Source organism: Paenibacillus silvae (genome assembly GCF_014639235.1).
Classification (GTDB): Bacteria; Bacillota; Bacilli; order Paenibacillales; family Paenibacillaceae; genus Paenibacillus; species Paenibacillus silvae.
Window position 1 is genome coordinate 975072 of record NZ_BMFU01000002.1, and the last position, 24067, is coordinate 999138.

Below are 24067 nucleotides of genomic sequence, written 5' to 3' on the forward strand. Positions count from 1 at the left end.
CCTCTCGTTTCTGCAGAAAATACTTCTTTGGCTCAGCCGGGAATTAATACACGTCCCGCTGATAACGTTTCTCCTGCTGCAAACGCGTCATGTAGTCCACTGCCTGCTCAGGTGACAAGCCGCCTTCCTGCTGTAGAATGGAGATCAGTGCTGCATGCACATCATGAGCCATTTTTTTCTCATCGCCGCAGATGTATATGCTTGCGCCTTCCTGAATCCATTGATACAATTCCTTGCTATGTTCCAGCATACGGTGCTGTACATATACTTTCTGTTCTGTATCACGTGAGAAGGCCACATCCATCTTGGTCAGCACGCCGTCTTTGAGCCAGCGCTGCCACTCCGTCTGGTACAGGAAATCTGTAGAGAAATGCTGATCCCCATAGAACAGCCATGTTTTGCCCTCTGCACCGATCTCCTCCCGTTCACCAAGGAAAGCTCGGAACGGGGCCACCCCTGTCCCGGGTCCAACCATAATAATCGGGGTGTCCGGGTTCTCAGGAAGCTTGAAGTTTGGATTATGCTGAATATAAACAGGTAGGGTATCCCCTGCTTCAATTCGTTCAGCCAGATGTACAGAGCATACCCCGTAACGTTCTCTGCCACGCGCTGCATACCGCACGGTTCGTACAGTCAGATGAACCTCATCCGGAAAAGCTTTGGAGCTGCTTGCAATGGAGTACAGACGTGCCGGAATTTTACGCAGCACCGCCAGAAACGGAGTCGCAGCAATACCTTTCAAAGAGTAATCCTGAACCAGATCCAGCAGATCAGAGCTGTTCATGACGTTTCGGAATGCAGCGTCATCTGCCAGCAGCGCCGCCAACCCGCTCTCCGGACTCAGCTTGGCAAGCTGCTCCACCACTGGTTTGGTTACTGCTGTAATTTCGTAATGACGCAGCAAGGCTTCATAGACAGACAACTGGTCCCCATTTTTGTTAATAGTCACACGTTCGTCTGCGTTCCAGCCCATAGCTGCAATCAATTCGTCAACAAGACGCGGATGATTCTCCGGGAAAACCCCCAGGCTGTCACCTGGCTCATAATCCAGATTAGACCCTTCCAGAGACAGCTCAATATGACGTGTCTCGCGGTCTGATCCACGGCCATTCAGGTTCAGATTTTCTAATACCTCTGCCTTGAACGGATTTGTACGGTTGAATTCGGATTCCCCACTGCTTACCGCAGCGGTGACAGCTTCACTGGTTACCGTTCCCCCAGCAACAGGTGTGCTGCTGAGCGAAGCCAGGACATCATTCATCCACTCCGCAGCCGGCTCATCAAAATCAACATCACAATCAACCCGAGGAACCAGCGCTGTAGCGCCCAATTCCTGAAGACGTTTGTCAAAATCTTTACCTGTCTGGCAGAAAAACTCATATGAAGTATCTCCAAGTGCCAGAATGGAATAACGAAGCCCCTCAAGCTTAGGTGCTCGTTTGCTATTCAGGAACTCATGGAAGGAAATCGCATTATCCGGCGGTTCCCCTTCACCATGTGTGCTGACTACAATCAGGAGATTTTCAATTTTTTTCAGTCCGTTCGGCTTGAAATCCCCCATAGATGACAGAGTCACCTGCAGCCCTTGTTCCTCCAGCTTTTTAGCAAGCTTCTTCGAAAGTCCAATCGAATTACCTGTCTGAGAGCCGTATAGTACCGTAACCTCACGTGATACGGCCGGAGCACTTACAGTTGCTGCTGCCCCTGTTGCATTTTGCCCGTTCAACCCAACCAAACCTGTCGGTGCTGCTGCTACCGCTCCTGCTTGAAATGCGGCAATATATCCGCCAAGCCACAGTCTTTGTCCGTCCGTTAATGTAGGAATAAGACGATTGAGCAATTCTACCTGCTCTTGATTAAAAGGACTATTTGTCACTTGAAGTTCCACCATCTGCCACCTCACGCACTGCTTCAATTTTAATTCCTACTAAAATGATCATATTAATTTCTTCTTTCAACCTAACACACCGGGGGATAAGGGTCAATTTCAATGATTTTATACCATTTATCAGTTTCTCTAATAAAGGAACAAAACGCGCTAATTTAGTGGTTTCACATATGGCAGCCTTTATTTCTATACTGACAGCAATGAATATAACAAAGAAGCCTGCTTCAACCTGAAGCTCAGGCCAAAGCAAGCTTTTGTCTAGTTTAACGGGTACATCATAAATGAAACTGCGTCGATACGAAATAGCAGCATCGATATAAAATAATAGATCGATACATCGTCACTTTTTCCAGACAAGCTTGCTCATCATGGCGTAGAGCAGTGCGGCAGATTCAGCCCGATTTGCTTCAGCCAGTGGTTTGACTTCACCATTATAACCACTTACGATGCCCAGCTGTACGAGTGTTGATATGCTTTCTCTCGCATAAGCACGTATCTTGCCTTCATCTTTGAATTGAGCAAGCTCACCAGCGGCACTCTGTTGTGTTCCTTCATTAATGATTCCTCCTGCTTCAAGTGCTCTCACCGTTAAGACCATCATTTCCTGACGGGTGATCGCAGATTCAGGCAGAAAACGTCCATTCCCGGCTCCATCTGTAATACCAAGGGATCGTGCCACATTAACCGCAGTATAGTATGGCGATTGCTCGGTTACATCCTTAAACGGATCAGCAGCTTCTGCTCTTAGTCCTAACGAAGACACAAGCCACTGTACAAATTGTGCACGTGTCATTTCCTGTTTCGGATGCAGCTGCGTGATTCCCTCGCGATCTGTTGCATCAAGCACACCTCGAACAGCGAGTGCCTCCAACGCTTTCTGTGCCCAAGGTACATCCGTCAGATCAGCAAATGGCGCTTCACTAGACACAACAACATACGTACCAGTCAAAGAAGAAGATGAATCGGAAAAAACAACCTCACCCCGTTTTTCATCAAAAAAGCTTTGTGGCAGTGGTGTTATCTCACCGTTCGGCCCAATCTGCACTGCAATAACTTTATCTGCGGCGATCTCTTTCAATGGAACATACGGTAATTGCAGTGATATCTTGTGATTCGGCATGAATACTTTATCGTTCACCTTGAGCTCAAGCTGTACGCCCTGCGCTGTACCCAAGCGATCCGCAGCAGCTTGTGGCAGTGCAGTATGAACAAATCTCACAGCAATTGTGCCGTCTTTGGCTCCACCTTTACCAAGCAAGTCAGCAGGAAGCTCAACTGCCCCTATCTCTGATACGATACGGAATATATCGGATGTTTTCAGATCCAGCAATGATGAGACTGGCAGCGTCATCTCATAAGCGGACGCTTTCGGAGCCGCCTCCAGATTAAATTCAACCAGACGTGTGCCTTCTCCCGTAAGCGGGGCAGCTTTCACTGCAGCTTCAATAACAGCGGAGTCCACCTTGGACTGTGCAGTGCCCTTGGCATCCACGGATGGCTGCAGCTCTACGATCGCGCGATCCGCACCTGTCTGAGGAGAAGCAGGTGATGGCCCAGTACCGGTGTTACCGTTCCCTGTTTGGCCGCCGTTACTGCCCGGATTTGAAGAACCGTTTCCACTCGTACCGCCTGAGCTATTCCCCGTTCCGCTGCCAGAACCGCCCCCGGAATTGCCTCCTGATCCTCCGCCTGAGTTACCTCCTGGATCAGAGCCGCCAGGTAATGTGGTACGTGCGGGCACTTTAATAGATAATGGAATCGTTAGTGCCTTGCTTCCATCCGAGGCACGTGTAATCTCCAATTCAATGCGCACTGTCGTTTCAATGGCTGGAAGAATAATCGTACCATCCAGCTTTATGATCGATGGTACAGTGCTGGAATGAATGGATGCTGTGAAACCTTGCGGCAGCACAGGCAGCTTTATTTTGGTAGAAGCAGTTGTTGGCTGTTCAAGGGTTGTTATAGCTGAAGCCACCTCCGCAGCAGACTGCAGGGTTGTTGTTACGGAATACGCATCAGACAGCCCTTTAAGTGAAACACCTGCCTCGTCCAGTGCCTCGACTTTATAATAGTATGTCGTATCTTCAGTCAGCCCGGAATCTGTGTACTCCTGAAGTGCGCCGGAATAGATCGCCTCATAGGAACCCTGCTCCTGATCTGAGCGATAGAGCTTATAGCTTGCTGCGCCTGAAAGTACATCCCATGCGAGCGTTACAGTGGTAGAAGTAGCAGAAACACTGTGCAAGCCGCCGTTGCCGTATACGGGAGCTGTTTGATCAGGCTTTACAATCATGATCCAGCTAATCAACGGGTCCTGAGAGGCCGTGTTGCGCACTGTGATGTCAATTTTGCCGCCCGTTACCTCTATGCCTTTATGTGCTCTGACACTGGCAGGAATATACGTAACTGCCCCTGTATTGGTACCGTTAATCAGAAAATCCGCGCGGCGTGAACTGTTTGTCCACGGATCATTAAATCCCGCGTATACATCATATACACCATTGGGAACATCAAAATTGTAAGTCAGATCCTTGCCTTTGGGCGAGTTGCTAACATTACCTCCGTTTAAATAACGCACAGTCGAGAAAATATCTCCCCCGCTTGAGCCGGAAGGTAATGCATCCGCACTCACGTAACCCCATGACCGCCCTTCTGCCGGAGCATACATCTGATCCACCACTCCCGGATGAACCAGCGTATCTGTCATGTAATCACTCATCAGTTTGTAATCCGCTGTCTCATAACCACCACTGTTCACAAAATATAAGGTGTTGTCAGGGATGACATAGACACGAACCGCCTGCGTTTTGTTGTTATACTCAGGTGTCGTGATCTGCAACGTGAGCGGACCCGGCTTGGCAAAATCCTCAGCAGTCATCGCCCGATGATTAATCGTCCATACCGCTGGCGTTGACACCAACTGATCACCATCACGAACCTTCACGGTAGAAGGCAGGGCTGGAACTTCGCCAAGCTTCACCGCCTCTGGCAGCTTATCCACAATATCTACCTTACCCATCGAATTCAGCAGATCGGGAGTCCAACTGTCATACCACTTGATCGCAATATCCGACCCGATGCCAAATTCAATTGGCAAAAACACATATTTGGCGGCATCATTCGCAAAGTTGCCCCCGTTCCACGTATCCCCCACATAAATAAATTTGCCCTTTGCCGGGTCGACAGGGATGACCGAGGTCGCCTGTGTTCCAAACGCCTTCCCAGGATCAGGATCACTTGAAAGTGTACGGACAAACGGATTGCTCATTGCCGACCAGGGTCCGAAGATATGGTCTGCAACGGTAACTTTATTTTCATTGGGCGCCCACCCTGTAGCCCCTGATGTTAAAATGTAATATTTGCCCTGGTATTTAAACATCGCCGGTGCTTCGCGCTGTCCACCCGGGAACACACGCACGTAGTCAACACCATATTCCGCTTGATACACGCTATCGCGAACCGGATTGCCTTTATCATCCGTACGCCCTTCCTTATGCCAGCCTGTGACATCACTGTAATCATCGGTGAGCTTGGAAATATAGAGCGTCAGATTTTCCTCGCTTGAATAGATCAGATAACCTGTGCCATCCTCATCCTTGAATAGTGTCATGTCACGAGCCATGCCCTTATCGCTTGGGAAGTAGTCCTTTTCACCTTCAGGGGCCATGTCCATCCGATAACTTTTCTGATATACAAAAGGTCCTGTCGGTGAGTCACTGATCGCATAACCCGCCTTCGCCTTGCCATAGTTGGCGTTGTTGTTATACGGGTCCTTGTCTCCGTCCATATGGGCCCACATCACGTATTTCTTCGTTTTATCGTTGTAAATAACCTTCGGCCGCTCGATAATCCGTCCCTTGCGAATGTCTGCCCAAATATCCACGCGATCCTCGCGCCCGGCATACAGCTCTTTAATTAGCGGGTTTGTGTCAAAATCATCCATAGACTGCAGCATCGTAAGAGCCATGCCTTCGTCAGTCCAGTTGAGCAGATCCTTGGAGGAATACACACGTACGCCCATGGCAGGCCAGCCACCTGTATGATATTCCCCATACCAGTAGTACTTTTCGGTTTTTTCATCGTATAAGAAACCTGCGCCATGCGCATCGATCGGTTTGCCGTTCTGATCCGGCCACAGCTGACCAGGCGTTATACTTGTGCGTACTGTGGATACACCCAGCGGCACGGAAGCAGGTGTATCCTTGCCATCCACTTTGGCCTGAATCGTATAGAAGTAACCCGTGCCCATCGTCAGACCCGTATCTTGCATCGTGGTTGCATTTCCGGTATAGACTTGCTGATACGTTCCTGAAGCACTTGTCGCCCTCGACACGGTGTAGGTGACTTCCGATCCTGGCAGTGCATCCCAGCCTAAGGAAACGGACGTATCCGTTACAGCGGAGACAGCAAAGCCTGCTGGAGAGTTGAAGCTGTACGTCTGTGCTTCCACCGTGCTGTATGATGATTCACCCGCAGCATTGGTTGCGGTCACCCGATAGCTGTAACTTTTTCCGGGAACAAGCTCCTGATCGGTAAACGACAAGTCGCTGCCTTCATATATCTGTTCATATGATTCTGTTCCCTGTTCAGCCCGAGCGACCCGGTAACCCGTGGCCTTATTCACCGCATCCCAGGTTAGTTTCACACTTGTTGATGTAAGCGCTACCGATTTCAGATTACCTGGCGCCTGAGGTGCCTCGGCCACGGTTCTGGCTTCAAGCGGAGCTGACCACTGCGACTCGGTTAACCCTCCATAGTTGTAGGCAAGCTTGTAATAATAGGTTGTATCCGAGCTTAACCCCTCGTCCACATAAGCGGATGATGTAACCTGACTAATCAGGGTGTAGCCCCCTTCTATCGTGTTTGAACGGTACAAATGATAATTCGTTGCTCCTTCAATCTCCGGCCAATGCAGCGAAACGGAGGTTCCTGTCGCTCCATCACTTGTCAGCTCAGCTTCATTCACACGCGGCGGCTCCGCAATAATCACATCATCAATATGTACGGTCTGCCACTTGTTGCGAATGCCTACGGTACCTGATGCAATGGAGGCATCATTCAGATCAAACACCAATCGGTCCGTTCCGTTATCGACAATGTACGCACGAATGGATGTGCCTGAAAGCACCGCTTTGAGCGTATACCACGTATTTTTACTAAACGTAAAGTTCGCTGATTTCAGCGTAGTATCCGTACCATTTATTTTTTTGGTGAAAACGAGTTGGTTGTCAGGCACTTTCATCTGAAAATAGTAATAATTGTTCTTGTCCTGAAAGCGCGGCAAAATGCCGGGATACCCCTTGGCTTCTCCTGTATAAAAACGCATGGACACCGTTTTGTCCGCTACGGACTCTCCGGTCGAAATGAAGCCTTCATCCGTACTGTTTTGAAAAAGAACCTGATTAGATGCATCCGCCGGATCCGCTGCCACTTCCCAACTGCCCGAGATGACATTCCATGCAGGTGAAGCCGTATAATCTCCATCGGAAAAATCGTCTTGAATCCACGGGCTGGAACCGGGATTCGAAGCCTCATCTGCGTGGGCTCTGTTCGGGTACATGAACGGTCCTGATGATAAGAGCAGTGCAGCAGATAACAGGACTGAAATTGGCTTTTTCAGTTTATCCAATATCGATTCGCTCCTTTGCAATTTTAATGAAACCGGTTTCATTCAGAGTTAAAAAAAAGACCTGTTTTTCATCTGCCAAGCGCAATCAGCTAACGTTACGGAAGTCCGTACCTTTCTTGCCCGTGTCATATCAAAACAGATTTTTTCGCCCGCGGAATGTAACCGCTTTCTAAAGATAGAATATCGTTTGCTTTTCAGACTGTCAACCATTCTTTTGTCCTATTTAGCGCTTCACGTGGATGCGACAAAAAACGCGTATTGCACCTGCTGTTAGCAAGTAAAATACGCGTCCTCGTTATAATATAGCTATTTTTTTAGCAGTTTTATTTTCGCTAAACCTACTTATACTTTTGCTAAGCTGCTTTTTTGCTCAACCGCTTGCCCGATTAGAATACTTTGGTTGTCCACGACTCACAGTTCCAGATGTCTGTCACGACATCGCGATAAAATTCCGGTTCGTGCGAGATCAGCAGGATGCTGCCTTTGTACGCCTGCAGTGCACGCTTCAGCTCATCCTTCGCATCGACATCCAGGTGGTTTGTCGGCTCATCCAGCACCAGCAGGTTAGTTTCGTTGTTGATCAGCTTGCACAGACGTACTTTGGCTTTCTCTCCGCCGCTGAGTACAGCAACCTTGCTCTCAATGTGTTTGGTCGTAAGTCCACATTTCGCAAGAGCGGCACGTACTTCAAACTGGGTATAGGAAGGGAACTCCTGCCAGATTTCTTCAATACAAGTATTGTAGTTCGCGTCCTTCATCTCCTGCTGGAAATAACCGATTTCAAGGTTTTCACCGCGTTGAACGCTTCCTTCCAAAGGCTGAATTTCACCCAGGATGCTGCGCATCAATGTTGTTTTACCGATACCGTTGGCACCGACAAGTGCAATCTTCTGCCCGCGCTCCATACGAAGATCAAGCGGTCTGGACAGCGGCTCGTTATATCCGATCACAAGACCTTTGGTTTCGAAAATAAGCTTGCCGGATGTTCTGGCATCACGGAAGTTGAACTGCGGCTTCGGTTTTTCTTTGGCCAGTTCGATAACATCCATCTTGTCTAGCTTTTTCTGTCTGGACATCGCCATGTTGCGGGTCGCTACGCTGGCTTTGTTCCGCGCTACGAAGTCTTTCAGATCGGCAATCTCTTGCTGTTGACGCTTGTACGCCGACTCCAGCTGCTGCTTCTTCATCTCATATACTTCCTGGAAGTGGTTGTAGTCACCCACATAACGGGTCAGGTCCTGATTTTCCATATGGTAGATGAGGTTGATTACGCTGTTGAGGAATGGAATGTCGTGTGAGATCAGAATGAAGGCATTCTCATATTCCTGCAAATAACGCTTCAGCCACTCAATGTGCTGTTCATCCAGATAGTTGGTCGGCTCGTCCAGGAGCAGGATATCCGGTTTTTCCAGCAAAAGCTTGGCGAGCAGAACCTTGGTCCGCTGTCCACCGCTCAAATCGTTGACGTCTTTATCCAGACCGATATCGGTCAAGCCCAGACCACGCGCGGTTTCATCGACCTTGGCATCAATCATGTAAAAATCCTGGTTGGTCAGTGTATCCTGAATGGTACCAACGTCCTCCAGCAGTTGCTCCAGCTCTTCAGGCGTAACATCGCCCATTTTGCCATACATTTCGTTCATTTCCTGCTCCATGTCGAACAGGTACTGGAATGCACTGCGCAGTACATCGCGAATCGATTGTCCCTTGCTCAGCACCGCATGCTGGTCGAGATAACCGACACGCATCCGTTTGGACCATTCCACTTTCCCCTCGTCCGGCTGCAGCTTGCCTGTAATAATGTTCATGAAGGTGGATTTACCTTCTCCATTCGCCCCGATCAGACCAATGTGTTCGCCTTTTAAGAGGCGGAATGAAACGTCGTTAAAGATAGCACGGTCACCAAAACCGTGACTTAATTTTTCTACATTTAATATACTCATTCATGGCACCTTTTCTATATAGACTTAATTCTTTGTATATTATAAGCGTTATCTCCCGCACAACTCAACGCCCTATTTTAAAATAGTTACATTTGCCTTATGCCTGCGTATAAGGTAAAATTTTGCCTTAGCTGAAATACAACCACTATATAGAACGGAGCTCTCCGTGAGAGCATCAGGTGAATGCGATGATTGAAGTAAGACAGTCCAGGCTGGGCGACGGTGGTGAATTTAACCGCGGGGTGTTCGCCACAGTTGATATTGCCAAAGGCCAGTTAATCCACCAGGCACCCGTTGTGCCTTATCCGAATGAAGATCATGAGCATATTGAGAAAACCATTCTGGAGGATTACGTTTTCGAATACGGTGCCAACCATACCGCCATCCTGCTCGGTTACGGCAGCTTGATCAACCACTCGTATGAGCCTAACGCCACGTACGATATTAATTTTGAAAATCACACCTTTGATTTCTATGCCTATACCGATATCAAGGCTGGTGAGGAAATTCTCATCAACTATAACGGTGAAGAAGATAACATGGACCCGCTGTGGTTCCTGGATGATTATGAAGAACGTATGCGGGAGATGCAGGAGCAGGAAGCAGCAGAGGCGTCGACTAAGAGCGAACAACCGGATGAAGACTCCGGGAAGAAGTAACCGGGAAGTGTAAGGATAGGTAGCAAAAGAAACTCATACTTGAACTTGATAGCTGATACGCACATGATCCACATGTATCCACTTATACACGCCACTCAAGTGCATTGTACGAATGGTACGAAAAGAAGCAAGTTTCCCAGGGAAACTTGCTTCTTTTTCTGCGTGGCGTGGGGAGTCTTTTGAAATTCGTTGCTTTATCTGCATGGAAATTCATCAACATCCCTTGGAATACCATTCAATCATTGGTGGAAATCGCAACGTTTCCGCTTCTTTTCCTTGAGCCGCAGGATTTCATTTTCTCCAGGACATCAAACCTGTCTTTAGGGCATGTCTGAAAACGCTGAAGAAAGCTAATTCTACCGAATTTCCGTTCCAAACAAGGAATTTTCCCGCTTTTCCGCAGGCGTGCCGGGGCACGTCAAGGTAAAGGGACGTAAGCTGAGGCGGAAAGGGGATAAAAGATGAACCTCAGCAGGTTTCAAGACACGCCCTTAATCACAAGTCGGTGGATCGGTATGCAGGTCTTCATCAGGTGCAGTATAGGCCCATCTTGTAAAAGCAACCTCAAACCCCGCTCGTTTGGGCGAGCAAAGGAATGGTCCTGCCTGCTTGTGCTCAGGATAAGCAAATCTGGCCACACGTATCGTACGCCATGGATGCTCATCCGTCCGCGCACGAATGACAACGGACTCCTGATGGTACGAAGCGCGAATCGTTACAATCCGTCCTCCCCACTCCGGTACAGGAGACAGCGACCAATCGGAAAACTGGTCTGTAACTACAGCTCCAACATGTACAACACCATCATTCACTTCAACCCCGGCTTTGATCCACTGATGCTCTGCGTGCCACAACATCAAACCTGCCTGATCATATAGCTCCGTAAAGGAACTCAGATCAAACGATACCTCCACTGCCTCTGAACCATCCCAAGGAGCAAGCATCGCATGTCCATTCCGATGGCAGAAGCCGTAAAACGTCTCTTCCCAAAAATCGCTACCCTCCTGCGCCTGTACAAGCAAGCATTCTCCGTCATGCCGGGTATGAACCGGCTCGGTTGTCCATTTCCCTTGATGAAGCTGAACAAAATTGGATGACATCGTGTTGTTCCACCCTTTCTTCTAGTGTATGTATACGTGCTTGTATAATCTATTCGACATCTCTGGTGTACTTCCCTCGTACTTTCAGGCATATTTGACGGAACACCTCGCCTTCAGACTATGAAAGAGTGAACAATGTTTTCACTTTCGATAAAGTGGTATAATACCACTAGAAGCAACATTTATTTTCCAACTGACTACAATGTTCATCAATAGAGGAGTGAAATGATATGCATATTCAAATTACAGATCTGGCTGCTCAACGTTTAACGGAGAGCTTGAACGATCAGCCCGGATATTTCAAAGTATTTTACGATATGGAAGGCTGCGGATGCAACGGTATTGTCGTGCTGCTTATTGTAGATGAACCGGCTGCGCTGGATGAGCAAATTGAAACGAATCTTGTTCCGTTCTACGTGGACCCCAAGCACCAGCTCAATCTCGAATCCAGCATGAAGCTGGATGCACAGGCAAACTATTCAGCCTACACATTGAGCAGTGATTCCGGTGTGATCAGCAGCAATCTCAGACTTCGTGATGCCCGTGCGGCCGCTGTCGGAACTGCAAGTGCTTCTGACGCTTGTATGCTGTAAATAGAACCAGCAGGTATTACCTGCTTTTCATGCACCAATCTCTAATGTTCACGCACCATTAACCGACCTAGTTTCTTCTTTTTAATGCACCATAACGTACCTGTTCCTACCTTTCATGCATCACTAAATTGCACCGGCATCGCTAACATTATCTGTATCTATTTCTATATCTGTATGTACCTAATTTCTATAACTATATCTAGGCTACATTTACATTTACATCTACATCGGCGTTAGTCACCATAACCGTAATATTACCTTCACCAGTTATAATAACAGCATCTACAACATCTACACTGGAATCCCACACCGGGCCCAACTCGTCCAAATTCTAACGATCTCCAGAAGCCTTATTTAGCCGAAAATAAACCGATTGAACATCTAACGATTCACAGTAACGTTATTTCGTTTCAAAACTGCTTTCGCAATTGAAAACAGAGCTATTTTCCCCAAATAAGCTCTCCAGGGATCGTTAGAATTTCAGAACACGTAAAAAGCGGCAAATAGCGCCTCTGGGAATCGTTAGGCTTTTTTTGCAACCTCACTCTGCTGTATTTGTTTACAAGTCGGAAACATTCGGAAAACCTATGGATATATTCCTCAAGTATACTTGGTTTATAGATTGATATATTCCAAGGAGGAACATCCAACATGTCATCATTTACTCGTAAATCCATCATATCCACGATGCTGATCGGCTCTGTGCTTGCAGGCACAGCTTTTACGGCACTTCCAATGAATCATTCCCTTATTCCGGTGGCTTCAGCCGCAAGCTCAAGCTTCTCACAATTTCTGCATGACAATGCACCAAGCCGTACCGTCACCACGAACAGCAAAGGTGTGGCTACCGTAACCAATCTCTCCAGCACGGTTGTGCTTGTGAATAAAAAAAGAAACCTGCCATCCACCTATGAACCTAAGGATCTGGTTGTACCGAACATTCCATTCAGCTTCTCCGGCTCCAGTCCGAAAAAGCAAATGCGTAAAGTCGCTGCATCGGCTATAGAGAAGCTGTTTGCTGCGGCTAAAAAGGATGGCATTGATATCAAGGCCGTATCCGGTTATCGTTCATACGCTACCCAAAAATCAATTTTTGACCGCAATGCCAGCATTAAAGGTGAAGCTGTAGCCAATAAAACCAGTGCCCGCCCCGGGCAGAGTGAGCATCAAACCGGGCTTGCGATGGATATTTCCAGCGCATCAGCAGGCTATGACCTGCAGCAGAGCTTCGGCAATACCAAAGAAGGCAGATGGCTGAAAGCCAATGCCCACAAATACGGTTTTATTATCCGTTATGGCAAGGATCAGGAGAAATTAACCGGCTACTCTTATGAACCGTGGCATGTCCGTTACGTAGGGGTGTACATTGCAGGGGAGATTACCAGTCAGAAATTAACACTGGAGCAGTATCTGGAACGGGGAAAATAAGAAATGATCGCTGCTCTTTGCAGGCATTTATGTGATTGATTTCATGTCAGCTGGCTACCAGACACTCTTGGAAATATGGAAAAGAAATCAGGAAGAGGGGGTATTACTGCCCCCTTTCCAATTCCGATTTAAACTCCGGCAATACGCCGGAATAACATCGGAAGCCGTTTGACACCTTCGGTTCCCGCCCACGTACTTGCTCCTGCGAGCAAATCGTTATGGCACACATAAAAGGCCATTTTGTATACAAGATAACTCAGTATGAATTCCACTACGAGAAACCGTTTAACGGCAGAGGATTCGATTACATATACGCGAAATTCTTGATGATTCCATGCTGACTTGAATCTGCGAACCAATGATTCCATGACTCACCTCGGCTGTTTTTTATTTCTAGCGTATGGCGAGCACATCTTGTCTTATTCAAAAATAATACTTACATAAAGTAATTAAGTATGCTATATTCACTTTAGGAACAAGCAAATTATACATAAGTGAGGGAAACAACCATGAGCGAACTGGATCAGTTAATTAAAAATCGTAGATCAGCTGTTATTTTTGAAGAAGGCATTGAAATTTCAGAATCGGAACTGGAAGACATGTTTGCATTGAATAAATTTGCTCCGTCTGCATTTAATTTGCAGCATACACACTACCTTGTCTTGACCGATGCAGATCAGAAGGACAAGGTATATGAAGCTTCCCAGCAATATAAAGTGAAAACGGCGTCCGCAGTGATCGTGGTGCTTGGTGATGTTAACGCTCATCATCATATTCGGACCATCAACGAGGGACTGCTCAATCTGGGTGCACTGACACCATTCCAATATGAGCAGGAATCCCAAAGTGTGACGGAATTCTATGAAACGCGCGGCCGATTTTTCCAACGTGAGGATGCAATCCGCAACGCCAGCCTGTCGGCTATGCAATTCATGCTGATCGCACAGGATCGGGGCTGGGATACCTGTCCAATGATTGGTTTTGACGCCGAGGAGCTTCAGCGGAGCCTCAACATTCCTGACCATTACGTACCGGCAATGCTGATCACCATAGGCAAAAAGTCGGAAGCCAAGCAGCGCCCTCGCGGATACCGCAAGCCGATTCACGAATATGTCAGCTTTAATAAAATGAACGCTGAGTAAATGATGATGTGAGTGAATCAAGTTATTTTGAATAATCGATAAGAAAAGCCACGTAACCGTGGCTTTTTTTGGCGTTACATCCAACTAACATATCCGACTACTTTTGCTGCTGCTTCAAATTCTGCATCTTCCTCTACACCTGCATGAAAATGTGCTGAGAATGAAGAGTCTCATCCTATGCGAACCTTAATGTGATCTCCATTCTGCTCCGCGAACTCTCTGCTCAATACATTTCGTAGATTAATTCATCTGAAAGCTCAAGCTGCTCATCAAATTCCACGTAGATACAGAGCTGTCCACCAGGTGTTTCCCCTGCATCAAAGCCAAGCCTCAGACTTCCATCCGCTTGAAATACTGCATCAGCAAACACAAGCTCACTTACATCTTCATCGGGATTAGCCTTACCGATGACATGAAGTGCACGTTCGCGCAACTCTGGCCACTGCTTCCATGCGGCTTCGATATAAGGACACAATGCCTCCATAGATGATTTGGTCTCAATCTCGGCAGTAACACGGAGTTCCCGTCCCTCCTCCTGCCAATCCATATAGTACAGGGTCATTTCGTTATCATAATGAAATGTTCCCATCCCCTGAACTTCATGATCGGGCTCAACGATCAGATTATCCCCATAATGAATGTGAATGCTCTCCAGCTTGCCGTTATGGCTGACATCAAGCGATTTCAGTTTATTTTCAGAGCAGTAAAGCTCTGCTAATTCCGTATTGTGACGCAAGTCGAGCTCGCGGATATGATTGTTGAAGCAGCGCAGGCTTTCCAGCAGCGGATTGCCGCTCAGATCCAAGCTTTTGAGATGGTTATGGTGACAGCGCAGCTCAAGCAAAACAGGACACCCTGTTACGTCAAGCTGCATCAGCTCATTGTTCGCACAATCCAGGTGCACCAGCAGGTGGTTACTCGTTACGTCCAGCGAGAAAAGGGTATTATAGCTGCACGCAAGTCTCTGGAGCTGCTTCAAAGCAGTTGCGTCCAGGTTAGACAGCTGGTTCCAGTGGCATTCAAGCGACTCCAGCTTGTTATTCTGTGACAAATCCAGTTTACGCAGTCGATTAAAGGAGCAATCCATCACCTCCAGCTCCTCATTGGACTGAAGGTACAGCTCAAGCAGCTGATTTTCTCTGCATAATAACGTTGTCAAACGCAGATTATGTTTCATATTTAAGCCCGTCAACGCGTTATATGAGCAATCCAGCACGTTAAGCTCACGGAAATATTCAATGCCATCAAGACTACTTATATCCACTTTGGGAAGCTCTAACGTATGTACCTCACAGACGTCCTGTTCCTGAATATATCCTCGGTCGTTACAAAACTGTTCTAATATGTACTGCCTGAAATGCTCATCTGTAAAGGCACTTGTGATATCACTGCTCATCGGCCAAATCTCCTCCCCCGCACTTCTTATCCATTCGCATTAACGCTTGTCTGTACATTCTATTCTATGGGCCAGAACAGCGGTTTTCAATGATACGGAATGATCAATTTGGTGTTACATTCGCCTTATTCACCATGGTTTGATCTACTTTGTCAAAAAAAGATTATGCAAATATTTTTATAACATGTTAGCATTCATCAAGTAAGCCAATTAACATAAAAAGGGATGATATTTATGAGTCTGAACGAGATGGTTGTTGGACAGATTGCCTCCGCCACAATCGCTTATGTGCGACAAGTTGGGCCATATGGACCCTCCAATCGTGAGGCGATGGAAAAACTCAAACAATGGGCAGATCGAAATCAGTTGCTTGACGCACAGGCAACATTGCTTGGTATTCCTCAGGATGATCCATCATCAACACCCCCGCAGCACTGCCGGTATGATGCTTGTATTGTGCTTGACCATGATTATCATTTCAAAAACGAAAACGACCCCGCCATTCACATAGGCACCTTTGCCGGAGGGCGTTACTTGATCTGCATCGTTCCGCACACGGCTGAAGGCATTCGGGATGCCTGGAATGAGATCATTTTACATGTGCATGAAAAGGGAATTCAGATGGATCGTAAACCGATAATCGAGAGATATCGTGCACATCTGCTGGATCAGCATCTATGTGAGCTTTGTATTCCTATAACAATGAATTGATACTTTTACCAAAAAAAGATCTGCTCACTTGAGGATTACGCATAATGGGATATCTTTCTCATTCATTAGATGACATCCACTCCATTCCGTATGCAAGCTAGAAAATCAAGATAGCAAAAAAGTGACTTCGAATTCGAAGTCACTTTCCTATCGTCATTCCTTAAAATGCCCAGTTCCCTTTGCGGAATACCGGTTCAATCGTGCCGTCCTGCAACTCTCCGTCGATATCCAGCTCCGCAGAACCAATCATGAAATCGACATGTGTGAGACTGACATTGCATTCATGTTTCAGCAATTCCTCATTGGACATCGTTGTACCATCCTTCATATTAAACGGATAGGCACTTCCAACCGCCAGATGGCAGGATGCATTTTCGTCAATGCCGGTATTGTAGAAAATACGGTTCAGATTGGAGATCGGGGAATCATGCGGTACCAGTGCCACCTCGCCCAAATAACGTGCACCTTCATCTGTGGCAAACAGATTTTTCAAATGCTCTTCACCTGAAGCCGCTGTGTATGCAACAACCTGACCATCCTTAAACGTAATACGCATCTGATCGACCAGCTGCCCGTTCAGGTTCAGTGGCATGGTGCTGCTCACATAACCGTTCACACCGCTGCGCTTAGGCATCGTAAATACCTCTTCGGTCGGCATGTTTGCTACCGTATATACGCCTTGTTTGTTTTCACTTCCGCCGCCGCCCCAGATATGGTTGTGCACCAGTTCAATTTTCAGATCGGTTCCTGGTGCGCGATAGTGCAGGCTCTTGTAATTTTTCTGATTCAGCAATTCACTCATCTTGGTCAGGGTCTCCAGATGCTCTCTCCAGTTCTGTACAGCATCCCCGCCATCCACACGATTCATCTTGAAAATGGTATCCCACATCACACGAATGCGATCCTCTTCAGGAATATCGGCAAATACTTTGTTCGCCCACGCCTTCGTTGGCGCCTTGATCAGACACCAGCTGATCTCATGGTTGCGTGTGTACTTGGCATATCCTTTGCGCGCTTCTGCTGCTGCTTTGGTGGCACGTGACACTTTGGTGGCTTCGATGCCATTGTACAGGTCCGGGTCCGGCACTTTGATCGTCAGCGTAGCCCCGCCAGCTTCGGCGAACCGTTCCATCATGTCACCCTTCCAGGCAGGATAATAGTCAAAGCTGTCGTCCGATCCATGTTCAAACCGGCTGCGTGTAATTGTGTCGTCTTCCAGATCGACCTGTACATAATTCGCTCCCGCAGCGTACGCCTTTTCAACAACCAGACGGGTAAATTCCAGTGTTTCTACAGGAGCTGTCACCAGCAGGTCTTGTCCCTTCTGAATATTGACACCTACTCTGACCACCAGTTCAGCGTATTGCTCCAGTGATTTTGCAAAAGACTGCTCAAATGAACTCATATGTTATTCACTCCTGCTTGAATTAGATTCTATATGCTATGCGTTGCGTTTTTCTTGCTCACGAAGTTCTATACGGCGGATTTTGCCTGAATTGGTCTTGGGCAGATCCGACACAAATTCAATTTTACGCGGATATTTATAGGGTGCGGTCCATTCCTTCACATGTCTTTGCAGCTCATGTGCAAGCTCCGGCGAAGCCTGGGACGCGTCTCTCAGCACAACGAAAGCTTTGACAACATTGCCGCGAATCTCATCCGGACTCGCCACGACGGCACATTCCTTCACGCTGGCATGTTTCATCAGTGCCTCCTCTACCTCGAACGGACCAATGGTGTACCCCGAGCTGATGATAATATCATCACTGCGGCCCTCAAACCAGAAGTACCCTTCCTCGTCTTTGCTCGCCCGGTCACCTGTGACAAAATATTCACCGCGCTGATTCGCTTCCTTGCGTCCTTCATCCTGATAATACGCACGGAACAGGGCTGGCATGTCCCTATGCACTGCAATATCTCCAACCTCACCCGCAGGCAGCGGCTGACCATGCTCGCCAATAATCTCGATCAGGCCCGGTGTAATCGACTGACCCATCGAACCGATACGCACAGGCGCATCCTTCAGGCTGCCGATTAACAGCGTGCTTTCCGTCTGCCCGTAACCATCCCGAATCGTGAGATCGAAATGTCGCTGGAATATCTCAATCACTTCCTGATTGAGCGGTTCTCCCGCAGATACCGCGCTGCGCAGATGGGATAGATCATAATGTCCAAGATCATCCGTCTTGGCCATCAGACGATATTCCGTTGGTGTGCAACAAAGCACGTTAATCTGATGCTCCTGCATCAGCTCCAGATAACGCTTCGGCTGGAATGAGCCGTTGTATACCAGACCTGTAGCTCCTCTGCCTAGCACGGACAGGAACGGGCTCCAGATCCATTTTTGCCAACCAGGTGCTGCTGTTGCCCATACGGTATCCGACGGCTGGATGTCCAGCCATAATGACGATGCAATTCGCAGGTGAGCATACCCCCAGCCGTGACTGTGCACAACACCTTTCGGATTACCCGTTGTGCCCGACGTATACGCCAGAATAGCCATATCATCACGATGTGTCTGAACAGCGGTCATCTCTTCCGGTTGGTTCTGCATCAACTGATGCACGTTAACCCAGTCTGCCCCTGGTACGTTGTAGTCTCCGTTTGGAGATGCAACGATGCGATGCGCAAGCGTTGGCAGATCGGAATCCATTTTTTCCACTTCAGCTGTTGTTTCAGACCATACGATCACTGCACGAGCGGATGAATGCCGCAAACGGTACTCCAAATCCTTGGCACGCAGCATCTCGGATGACGGAATGACCGCAATGCCCAGCTTCAAGCAAGCAATGTATATGACATAGGCAATGATACGGCGCGGTACCATGACCAGCACCCGATCACCTTTCACCAGTCCAAGCTCACTCAGCCCTCCGGCCAGACGGTTAGCCTGTTTCAACAATTCACCGTACGTAATTTCTTCCACTTCCTGCTGATCGCTGAGCCATCTAAGTGCAATCCGGTCTGGCGGGTGATTCTCCATCTCGGATGTCAGGTTATAGGTTTCAGGCGAAATCCATTGTTCAAAATTCACATGGAGCCTCTCCTTTGTCATTCAAATATATAGCATCTTTATATTATACATTAAATCCTAGGACCAGGTACTATGAACAACATAACTTTTTTTATAAAAGGGAGAACGGTCTGTTTCACGAACTCATTCAGAATCAACAGTTCTTACTGGCATATATGCGGAAGGTGTTAGCACCTCGCTCTCAATTATAATCGCCGTCAAGCCCGTCTCCGATTCGGTTTCATGCCATTCCCCTTTTTCCCAGAAAACAGCTTCTCCTGCCTTCACATGTACAGCCGAGTTGTGCCCGCTTCTGACTTGTCCTGCTCCCGACACGATTACCATCAGCTGCGGGCAGACCGCCTCATGGTACCCGACAACACCATTAACCGGCAGATGCATACAGCCTACATGTGCGTTCTCACTCGTCTGAATGATACGAGACATCACAAAATCAGAATCAAATCTCGTGATGTGTTTGCCGCTCTCCTGATCAAAACGATAGATCTGCATTACAACGTTCCCCTCTCCAGTGACGAATTATTCCAGTATAAATATAATCCGGCACCAGCGCCAGTTCTTCATCCTGCCTCCTTCCTCCGTTTAAAATAAAACACAAAAATAGCACCTCTTCTCCCAAAGAAAAGGTGCTCGTTGCTTTCACTATTCAATTACCAAGGATAATTACCGATTCCAACCAAGGCAGCTTCGATATCGTTCAGCTCTTCGGCCGTGAGTTCAGGAGCCTTGAGTGCGGCTACATTTTCTTCAATCTGAGAGACCCGGCTGGCTCCGATTAACGCAGACGTTACCCGATTCCCTCTCAGCACCCAGTTGAGTGCAAGCTGGGAAATCGTCTGTTCTCTCCGTTCTGCCACCGCCTGCAGCGCTTCGAATTTGGCGATGCGTTCATCGGTATACGATTCTGTTTTCAGATTACCTGTTGGGTTCGCTCGTTCCGCCTTGATCTTGTCGACATATTTATTCGTTAGCTGCCCGCGCCCCAGCGGACAGAAGGCAATGGAGCCTACACCATGCTCTTGCAGCACATCCTGCAACCCGTCCTCGATCCAGCGATTCAACATTGAATAGTTCGGCTGATGAACGAGACAGGGTGTGCCCAGACGACGCAGAATCGTCACCGCTTCCCGGGTCTGCTCTGCATTATAGTTGGACAAGCCCACATACAGCGCTTTCCCCTGTCGTACGATATGATCCAGTGCCGTCATCGTTTCTTCCAGCGGTGTCTCCGGGTCCGGACGGTGATGATAGAAAATATCGACATAGTCCAGTCCCATACGCCGCAGGCTTTGATCCAGACTGGCAATCAGATTTTTGCGGGAACCCCACTCGCCATAAGGGCCGCTCCACATATGATATCCTGCTTTGGAAGAGATCAGCAGCTCATCCCGGTAAGGACGCAGATGTTTGTGATAGATCACACCGAAGTTCTCTTCCGCTGAGCCCGGGGGCGGACCATAGTTGTTCGCCAGATCAAAATGGGTAATGCCCAGATCGAATGCACGTAAAATCATCTCTTCCTGAATATCCAGCGTGCGGTTGCCGCCAAAATTCTGCCATAAGCCGAGCGCGATCTGCGGCAGTTTAATGCCGGACTTCCCTGAGCGTGCATAATTCATGTCATCATATCGTTGTTCACTTGCAATATAGGGCATCGTTATTCACTCTTTTCTTTTCTGTAAGGTTGGTTGATCCGTTGACACCCCTTTATCTTAGTCATTTTGCCTGGGGAACGATATGGTTTATCGCTACAATGATATAGAAAAATGATCGTTATCATCTGATTTAGTCTTTAAATAAAGCACCACTCTGACAATCATATATGTTAAAATGCAAGAATCAACTCTCACATACAGGAGTGAACCTCGTGATTACGTATATGTTCAAGAACACTCATTTTCAGGAGCTGCAGCTGCTTCATTATGGAACAGAGGCTTGCACCCCTGGCCACCACTTCGGCCCAGCCATGCGAGATTATTATAAAATTCACTATGTATTGAACGGTAAAGGCACGTTTGAAGTAGCAGGTACGACCTATCATCTACGCAAGGGCCAGGGTTTCCTGATCGTGCCCCACTCGGTCGTTCATTATCAGGCCGATCTGCATGATCCGTGGGAGTACAGCTGGGTTGCCTTTCATGGCACTCATAGCTCTTCCTTTCTGGAGCAGGCTTGTTTAACTGAGCAGCAGCCGATCTTTGATCTTGGTGACGAAGACGATGAGATGCGCTCTTGTCTGCACCGAATCATTCATTCCCGCACAACCCACAAGGGCTGGGAGATCAGCCTGACGGGATGGCTGTATCAGTTTTTCGCTATTCTGATCGATCACGCGCATAACGAAAATTTGCAGCCCGCTGCAGAGCATGGCAAAGACTTATACGTTACACAGGTGATGGATTTTATTGAAATGAACTATGCCAACGCAATCACGGTTCAATCCATTGCTTCGCATATCGGTTTACAGCGCAGTTATTTATGCTCACTCTTCAAGGATCAGATCGGAAGCAGCATCCAATCTTATCTTGTACATTACCGCATGCGCAGAGCAGCCGAATTAACGATGGATCTGAACCTTAGCATCGGTGATATCGCACGTTCCGTCGGTTATACAGACCAGCTTCTTTTCTCCAAAATGTTCAAAAAGGTTATGGGCGAAGCTCCAACCCATTATCGCAAAAAGAAAGCAGCAGCTTCTCTGTAGGTTATCTACAAAGAAGCTGCTGCTTGAAATGGAACACATTTACACGTAGTCAAAACCAATGACACGTTTACACATTGTCAGGCATAGCAATGCCGACAACCTGCACTTTAACCTCTTTTACCATCACACCTGCCAGCTGCTCTACGGCCTGCTGTACATTGTGCTGCAGGTCGTGGCACACTTCATGCATTTTGCGGCCATACTGCACATTAATGCGCAGTTGAATCGACGCTTCGTCATTTTGAATATGTACGTCAATCCCTTTTTGCATGCTTTTGCCGCTGATGCTTTTGGCAAGCCCTTCCGTCAAGCCGACAGACATGGAGGATACACCTTCCGTCGTCTGTGCAGCCATCGCTACAATTTTGGACACGACATCATTGGAAATATGAATCGTTCCCAGCTGAGCTGGAGGTGCAATATATTCCGCTTCCGGAGCATTTGTTTCGATAATTTCAGACATAAGCTCATCTCCTTATGATCTATTCATTTAATTGGCAGGCATGGATACTGTCTCTTCTATTCTACCACGGTTTGCGCGCAGTTACATTTCTGCCCTCTATCGGGTCTAAGATGCACACTATGCATTCTGCCACTTTTCCTTAAAGAACATCTGATAGATTCGAACCAGCACGATTTTCACAATCATATATACCGGAATAATAATGAGAATCGCGATAATTCCGCCCAAATCCCCGGCACCGAGAACAAGAATAATCGTTGTCAGCGGGTGGATATCCAGCTGTTTACCGAATACGTATGGCGCAACGAGATTATCCTGAATCTGCTGGGACACTAGAATGATAACCAGTGACCAGAGGGCAACCGATGGCGATACGACCAGACCCATGATGACGATCGGGATAGAGGAGACGATGGCTCCAATAAACGGCACAAAGTTCATAATGACCGCCACCACGGTAAGCAGCAGGGCATATGGCAGGCCAATAAACAAAAAGCCAATGTACATCAGCACACCCAAGGCCAGATTGACGAGCACGCGACCCACTATAAATCCACTCAGGGCCTGATCAATCTCAAGGACCACTTCGCGGCTGTCTTTCTGAAAGCGTTTGGGAGCGATGTTGATCAGTCTGCGACCGAAGAGCCTGTCCTGCTTCAGCATGTAGAAAAGAATAATCGGAAAAGTGAACAGGATGATCGCAAAGCTGGAAATCAGCGAAATAAATCCGCTCACATAGTTGGTTACAAACGTAAAGCCCTTATTCACATACTCTGTAACCTGGGACAATGGAGTAGAGCCATTCGGAAACAGCGCTTGAATCGCTCCGTTCTGCTCCAATTGTTGCAATTGCAGACTAAGGGAATGCAGCAGATTTGGAGCGTTCTCCACCAGATTCACCAGCTGCTCCCGCAGAGACGGCCACAAGCCTACGATAAATGCTACACCCAGCATAACCGCCACGATGTAGATCAGCAGAATACTTAATGTACGATTGAGATATTTTAACTTTTCCATGTAATTCACGAGCGGCCGCAGCAAATAATAAAAAAATACAGATAACATCATCGGCACGGTAATCACAGTCACCATCGTAACCAGCGGCTGAAAGATAAAGCTCACTCGGGATAATAAATAGATATTAACCAATACTAGGGCCAGTGCAATACTGAACCTGACAAAAGAATTGCCTTTAAACAATCGTTTCCCCTCCACATCTCTGTTCCTCTTCTATGAATCATTATTCTCTCTATTATTATTATTACTATATATCAGATCCCTCCATTCCTACTATCCCCCTCTATCTTAAATCTTTCTTACTTAAAAATAAAAAGAAGCCCCGACCTGCCGGCCAAGGCTGTTAAAAAGCGTGAAACG

Annotated in this window: 19 protein-coding genes; 6 read left to right on the forward strand and 13 right to left on the reverse strand. The window is 47.5% G+C overall.

Annotated features, from left to right (window positions below; translation table 11 throughout):
* Positions 1 to 43: 43 nt before the first annotated feature.
* The 3 genes from IEW26_RS10180 to IEW26_RS10195 form a co-directional block, all read right to left on the reverse strand.
* Positions 44 to 1888 carry an assimilatory sulfite reductase (NADPH) flavoprotein subunit gene (locus IEW26_RS10180; protein ID WP_188592286.1) on the reverse strand — a complete coding sequence of 615 codons (1845 nt, stop codon included), beginning with the start codon at positions 1886 to 1888 and terminating at the stop codon, positions 44 to 46.
* 340 nt (positions 1889 to 2228) lie between these two features.
* Positions 2229 to 7517, reverse strand: coding sequence for a fibronectin type III domain-containing protein (locus tag IEW26_RS10190; protein WP_188592288.1), 5289 nt, complete (start codon positions 7515 to 7517; stop codon positions 2229 to 2231).
* A gap of 386 nt (positions 7518 to 7903) precedes the next feature.
* Entirely contained in the window at positions 7904 to 9460 is a 1557-nt protein-coding gene (locus IEW26_RS10195; protein ID WP_188592289.1) for an ABC-F family ATP-binding cassette domain-containing protein, read from the reverse strand.
* Between the two features lie 188 nt (positions 9461 to 9648).
* On the opposite strand from IEW26_RS10195, the gene IEW26_RS10200 reads away from it, so the two are divergent.
* Entirely contained in the window at positions 9649 to 10119 is a 471-nt protein-coding gene (locus IEW26_RS10200) for an SET domain-containing protein (RefSeq protein ID WP_145402519.1), read from the forward strand.
* Positions 10120 to 10610: 491 nt separating this feature from the next.
* Here IEW26_RS10200 and IEW26_RS10205 read toward each other — a convergent pair whose 3' ends face one another.
* Positions 10611 to 11219 carry a DUF1349 domain-containing protein gene (locus tag IEW26_RS10205; RefSeq protein ID WP_145402520.1) on the reverse strand — a complete coding sequence of 203 codons (609 nt, stop codon included), beginning with the start codon at positions 11217 to 11219 and terminating at the stop codon, positions 10611 to 10613.
* Between the two features lie 230 nt (positions 11220 to 11449).
* On the opposite strand from IEW26_RS10205, the gene IEW26_RS10210 reads away from it, so the two are divergent.
* Complete coding sequence (locus IEW26_RS10210; RefSeq protein ID WP_188592290.1) at positions 11450 to 11812, forward strand: iron-sulfur cluster biosynthesis family protein; 363 nt, start codon at positions 11450 to 11452, stop codon at positions 11810 to 11812.
* A gap of 199 nt (positions 11813 to 12011) precedes the next feature.
* Here IEW26_RS10210 and IEW26_RS30575 read toward each other — a convergent pair whose 3' ends face one another.
* The gene (locus tag IEW26_RS30575) at positions 12012 to 12140 is read right to left on the reverse strand and encodes a hypothetical protein (protein ID WP_268237036.1); all 129 of its coding nucleotides are present in this window, start codon (positions 12138 to 12140) and stop codon (positions 12012 to 12014) included.
* A gap of 323 nt (positions 12141 to 12463) precedes the next feature.
* On the opposite strand from IEW26_RS30575, the gene IEW26_RS10215 reads away from it, so the two are divergent.
* Positions 12464 to 13240, forward strand: coding sequence for a M15 family metallopeptidase (locus IEW26_RS10215; protein ID WP_188592291.1), 777 nt, complete (start codon positions 12464 to 12466; stop codon positions 13238 to 13240).
* A gap of 128 nt (positions 13241 to 13368) precedes the next feature.
* On the opposite strand, the gene IEW26_RS10220 is transcribed toward IEW26_RS10215, so the two are convergent.
* Positions 13369 to 13608 carry a hypothetical protein gene (locus tag IEW26_RS10220; protein ID WP_188592292.1) on the reverse strand — a complete coding sequence of 80 codons (240 nt, stop codon included), beginning with the start codon at positions 13606 to 13608 and terminating at the stop codon, positions 13369 to 13371.
* A gap of 141 nt (positions 13609 to 13749) precedes the next feature.
* On the opposite strand from IEW26_RS10220, the gene IEW26_RS10225 reads away from it, so the two are divergent.
* Positions 13750 to 14382, forward strand: coding sequence for a nitroreductase family protein (locus IEW26_RS10225; protein ID WP_188592293.1), 633 nt, complete (start codon positions 13750 to 13752; stop codon positions 14380 to 14382).
* Between the two features lie 223 nt (positions 14383 to 14605).
* On the opposite strand, the gene IEW26_RS10230 is transcribed toward IEW26_RS10225, so the two are convergent.
* Positions 14606 to 15778 carry a leucine-rich repeat domain-containing protein gene (locus IEW26_RS10230; RefSeq protein ID WP_188592294.1) on the reverse strand — a complete coding sequence of 391 codons (1173 nt, stop codon included), beginning with the start codon at positions 15776 to 15778 and terminating at the stop codon, positions 14606 to 14608.
* Between the two features lie 234 nt (positions 15779 to 16012).
* Between IEW26_RS10230 and IEW26_RS10235 the strand changes: the two genes are divergently transcribed.
* Complete coding sequence (locus IEW26_RS10235; protein WP_229729769.1) at positions 16013 to 16489, forward strand: AraC family transcriptional regulator; 477 nt, start codon at positions 16013 to 16015, stop codon at positions 16487 to 16489.
* A gap of 160 nt (positions 16490 to 16649) precedes the next feature.
* Here the strand turns inward: IEW26_RS10235 and IEW26_RS10240 are convergent, their stop codons facing one another.
* The 4 genes from IEW26_RS10240 to IEW26_RS10255 all read right to left on the reverse strand — a co-directional run bounded on the left by IEW26_RS10240 (position 16650) and on the right by IEW26_RS10255 (position 21178).
* Positions 16650 to 17894 (reverse strand): aminopeptidase, encoded by a 1245-nt coding sequence (locus IEW26_RS10240; protein WP_111273425.1) that lies wholly within the window; start codon positions 17892 to 17894, stop codon positions 16650 to 16652.
* Between the two features lie 36 nt (positions 17895 to 17930).
* A complete protein-coding gene (locus tag IEW26_RS10245) occupies positions 17931 to 19544 on the reverse strand; it encodes an acetate--CoA ligase (protein ID WP_188592295.1) in 1614 nt (537 codons plus the stop codon).
* 102 nt (positions 19545 to 19646) lie between these two features.
* Positions 19647 to 20015, reverse strand: a complete 369-nt coding sequence (locus IEW26_RS10250; protein WP_188592296.1) for a cupin — start codon at positions 20013 to 20015, stop codon at positions 19647 to 19649.
* Positions 20016 to 20173: 158 nt separating this feature from the next.
* A complete protein-coding gene (locus IEW26_RS10255; protein ID WP_188592297.1) occupies positions 20174 to 21178 on the reverse strand; it encodes an aldo/keto reductase in 1005 nt (334 codons plus the stop codon).
* Positions 21179 to 21390: 212 nt separating this feature from the next.
* On the opposite strand from IEW26_RS10255, the gene IEW26_RS10260 reads away from it, so the two are divergent.
* Positions 21391 to 22227 carry an AraC family transcriptional regulator gene (locus IEW26_RS10260; RefSeq protein WP_188592298.1) on the forward strand — a complete coding sequence of 279 codons (837 nt, stop codon included), beginning with the start codon at positions 21391 to 21393 and terminating at the stop codon, positions 22225 to 22227.
* Between the two features lie 67 nt (positions 22228 to 22294).
* Here IEW26_RS10260 and IEW26_RS10265 read toward each other — a convergent pair whose 3' ends face one another.
* Together IEW26_RS10265 and IEW26_RS10270 are read right to left on the reverse strand one after the other, a co-directional pair.
* On the reverse strand, positions 22295 to 22690 hold the full coding sequence (locus IEW26_RS10265) for an Asp23/Gls24 family envelope stress response protein (RefSeq protein ID WP_111273420.1): 396 nt from the start codon (positions 22688 to 22690) through the stop codon (positions 22295 to 22297).
* 117 nt (positions 22691 to 22807) lie between these two features.
* Positions 22808 to 23890: an AI-2E family transporter gene (locus IEW26_RS10270; RefSeq protein ID WP_188592299.1), complete on the reverse strand. Its 1083-nt coding sequence runs from the start codon at positions 23888 to 23890 to the stop codon at positions 22808 to 22810.
* Between the last annotated feature and the right edge of the window lie 177 nt (positions 23891 to 24067).

What these genes read in the sequence shown, in the direction of transcription:
- IEW26_RS10195 (WP_188592289.1), bottom strand. Translation starts at nt 9,460, where the DNA reads ATGAGTATATTAAATGTAGAAAAATTAAGTCACGGTTTTGGTGACCGT.
- IEW26_RS10200 (WP_145402519.1), top strand. Translation starts at nt 9,649, where the DNA reads ATGATTGAAGTAAGACAGTCCAGGCTGGGCGACGGTGGTGAATTTAAC.
- IEW26_RS10205 (WP_145402520.1), bottom strand. Translation starts at nt 11,219, where the DNA reads ATGTCATCCAATTTTGTTCAGCTTCATCAAGGGAAATGGACAACCGAG.
- IEW26_RS10210 (WP_188592290.1), top strand. Translation starts at nt 11,450, where the DNA reads ATGCATATTCAAATTACAGATCTGGCTGCTCAACGTTTAACGGAGAGC.
- IEW26_RS10215 (WP_188592291.1), top strand. Translation starts at nt 12,464, where the DNA reads ATGTCATCATTTACTCGTAAATCCATCATATCCACGATGCTGATCGGC.
- IEW26_RS10220 (WP_188592292.1), bottom strand. Translation starts at nt 13,608, where the DNA reads ATGGAATCATTGGTTCGCAGATTCAAGTCAGCATGGAATCATCAAGAA.
- IEW26_RS10225 (WP_188592293.1), top strand. Translation starts at nt 13,750, where the DNA reads ATGAGCGAACTGGATCAGTTAATTAAAAATCGTAGATCAGCTGTTATT.
- IEW26_RS10230 (WP_188592294.1), bottom strand. Translation starts at nt 15,778, where the DNA reads ATGAGCAGTGATATCACAAGTGCCTTTACAGATGAGCATTTCAGGCAG.
- IEW26_RS10235 (WP_229729769.1), top strand. Translation starts at nt 16,013, where the DNA reads ATGAGTCTGAACGAGATGGTTGTTGGACAGATTGCCTCCGCCACAATC.
- IEW26_RS10240 (WP_111273425.1), bottom strand. Translation starts at nt 17,894, where the DNA reads ATGAGTTCATTTGAGCAGTCTTTTGCAAAATCACTGGAGCAATACGCT.
- IEW26_RS10245 (WP_188592295.1), bottom strand. Translation starts at nt 19,544, where the DNA reads ATGACAAAGGAGAGGCTCCATGTGAATTTTGAACAATGGATTTCGCCT.
- IEW26_RS10250 (WP_188592296.1), bottom strand. Translation starts at nt 20,015, where the DNA reads ATGCAGATCTATCGTTTTGATCAGGAGAGCGGCAAACACATCACGAGA.
- IEW26_RS10255 (WP_188592297.1), bottom strand. Translation starts at nt 21,178, where the DNA reads ATGCCCTATATTGCAAGTGAACAACGATATGATGACATGAATTATGCA.
- IEW26_RS10265 (WP_111273420.1), bottom strand. Translation starts at nt 22,690, where the DNA reads ATGTCTGAAATTATCGAAACAAATGCTCCGGAAGCGGAATATATTGCA.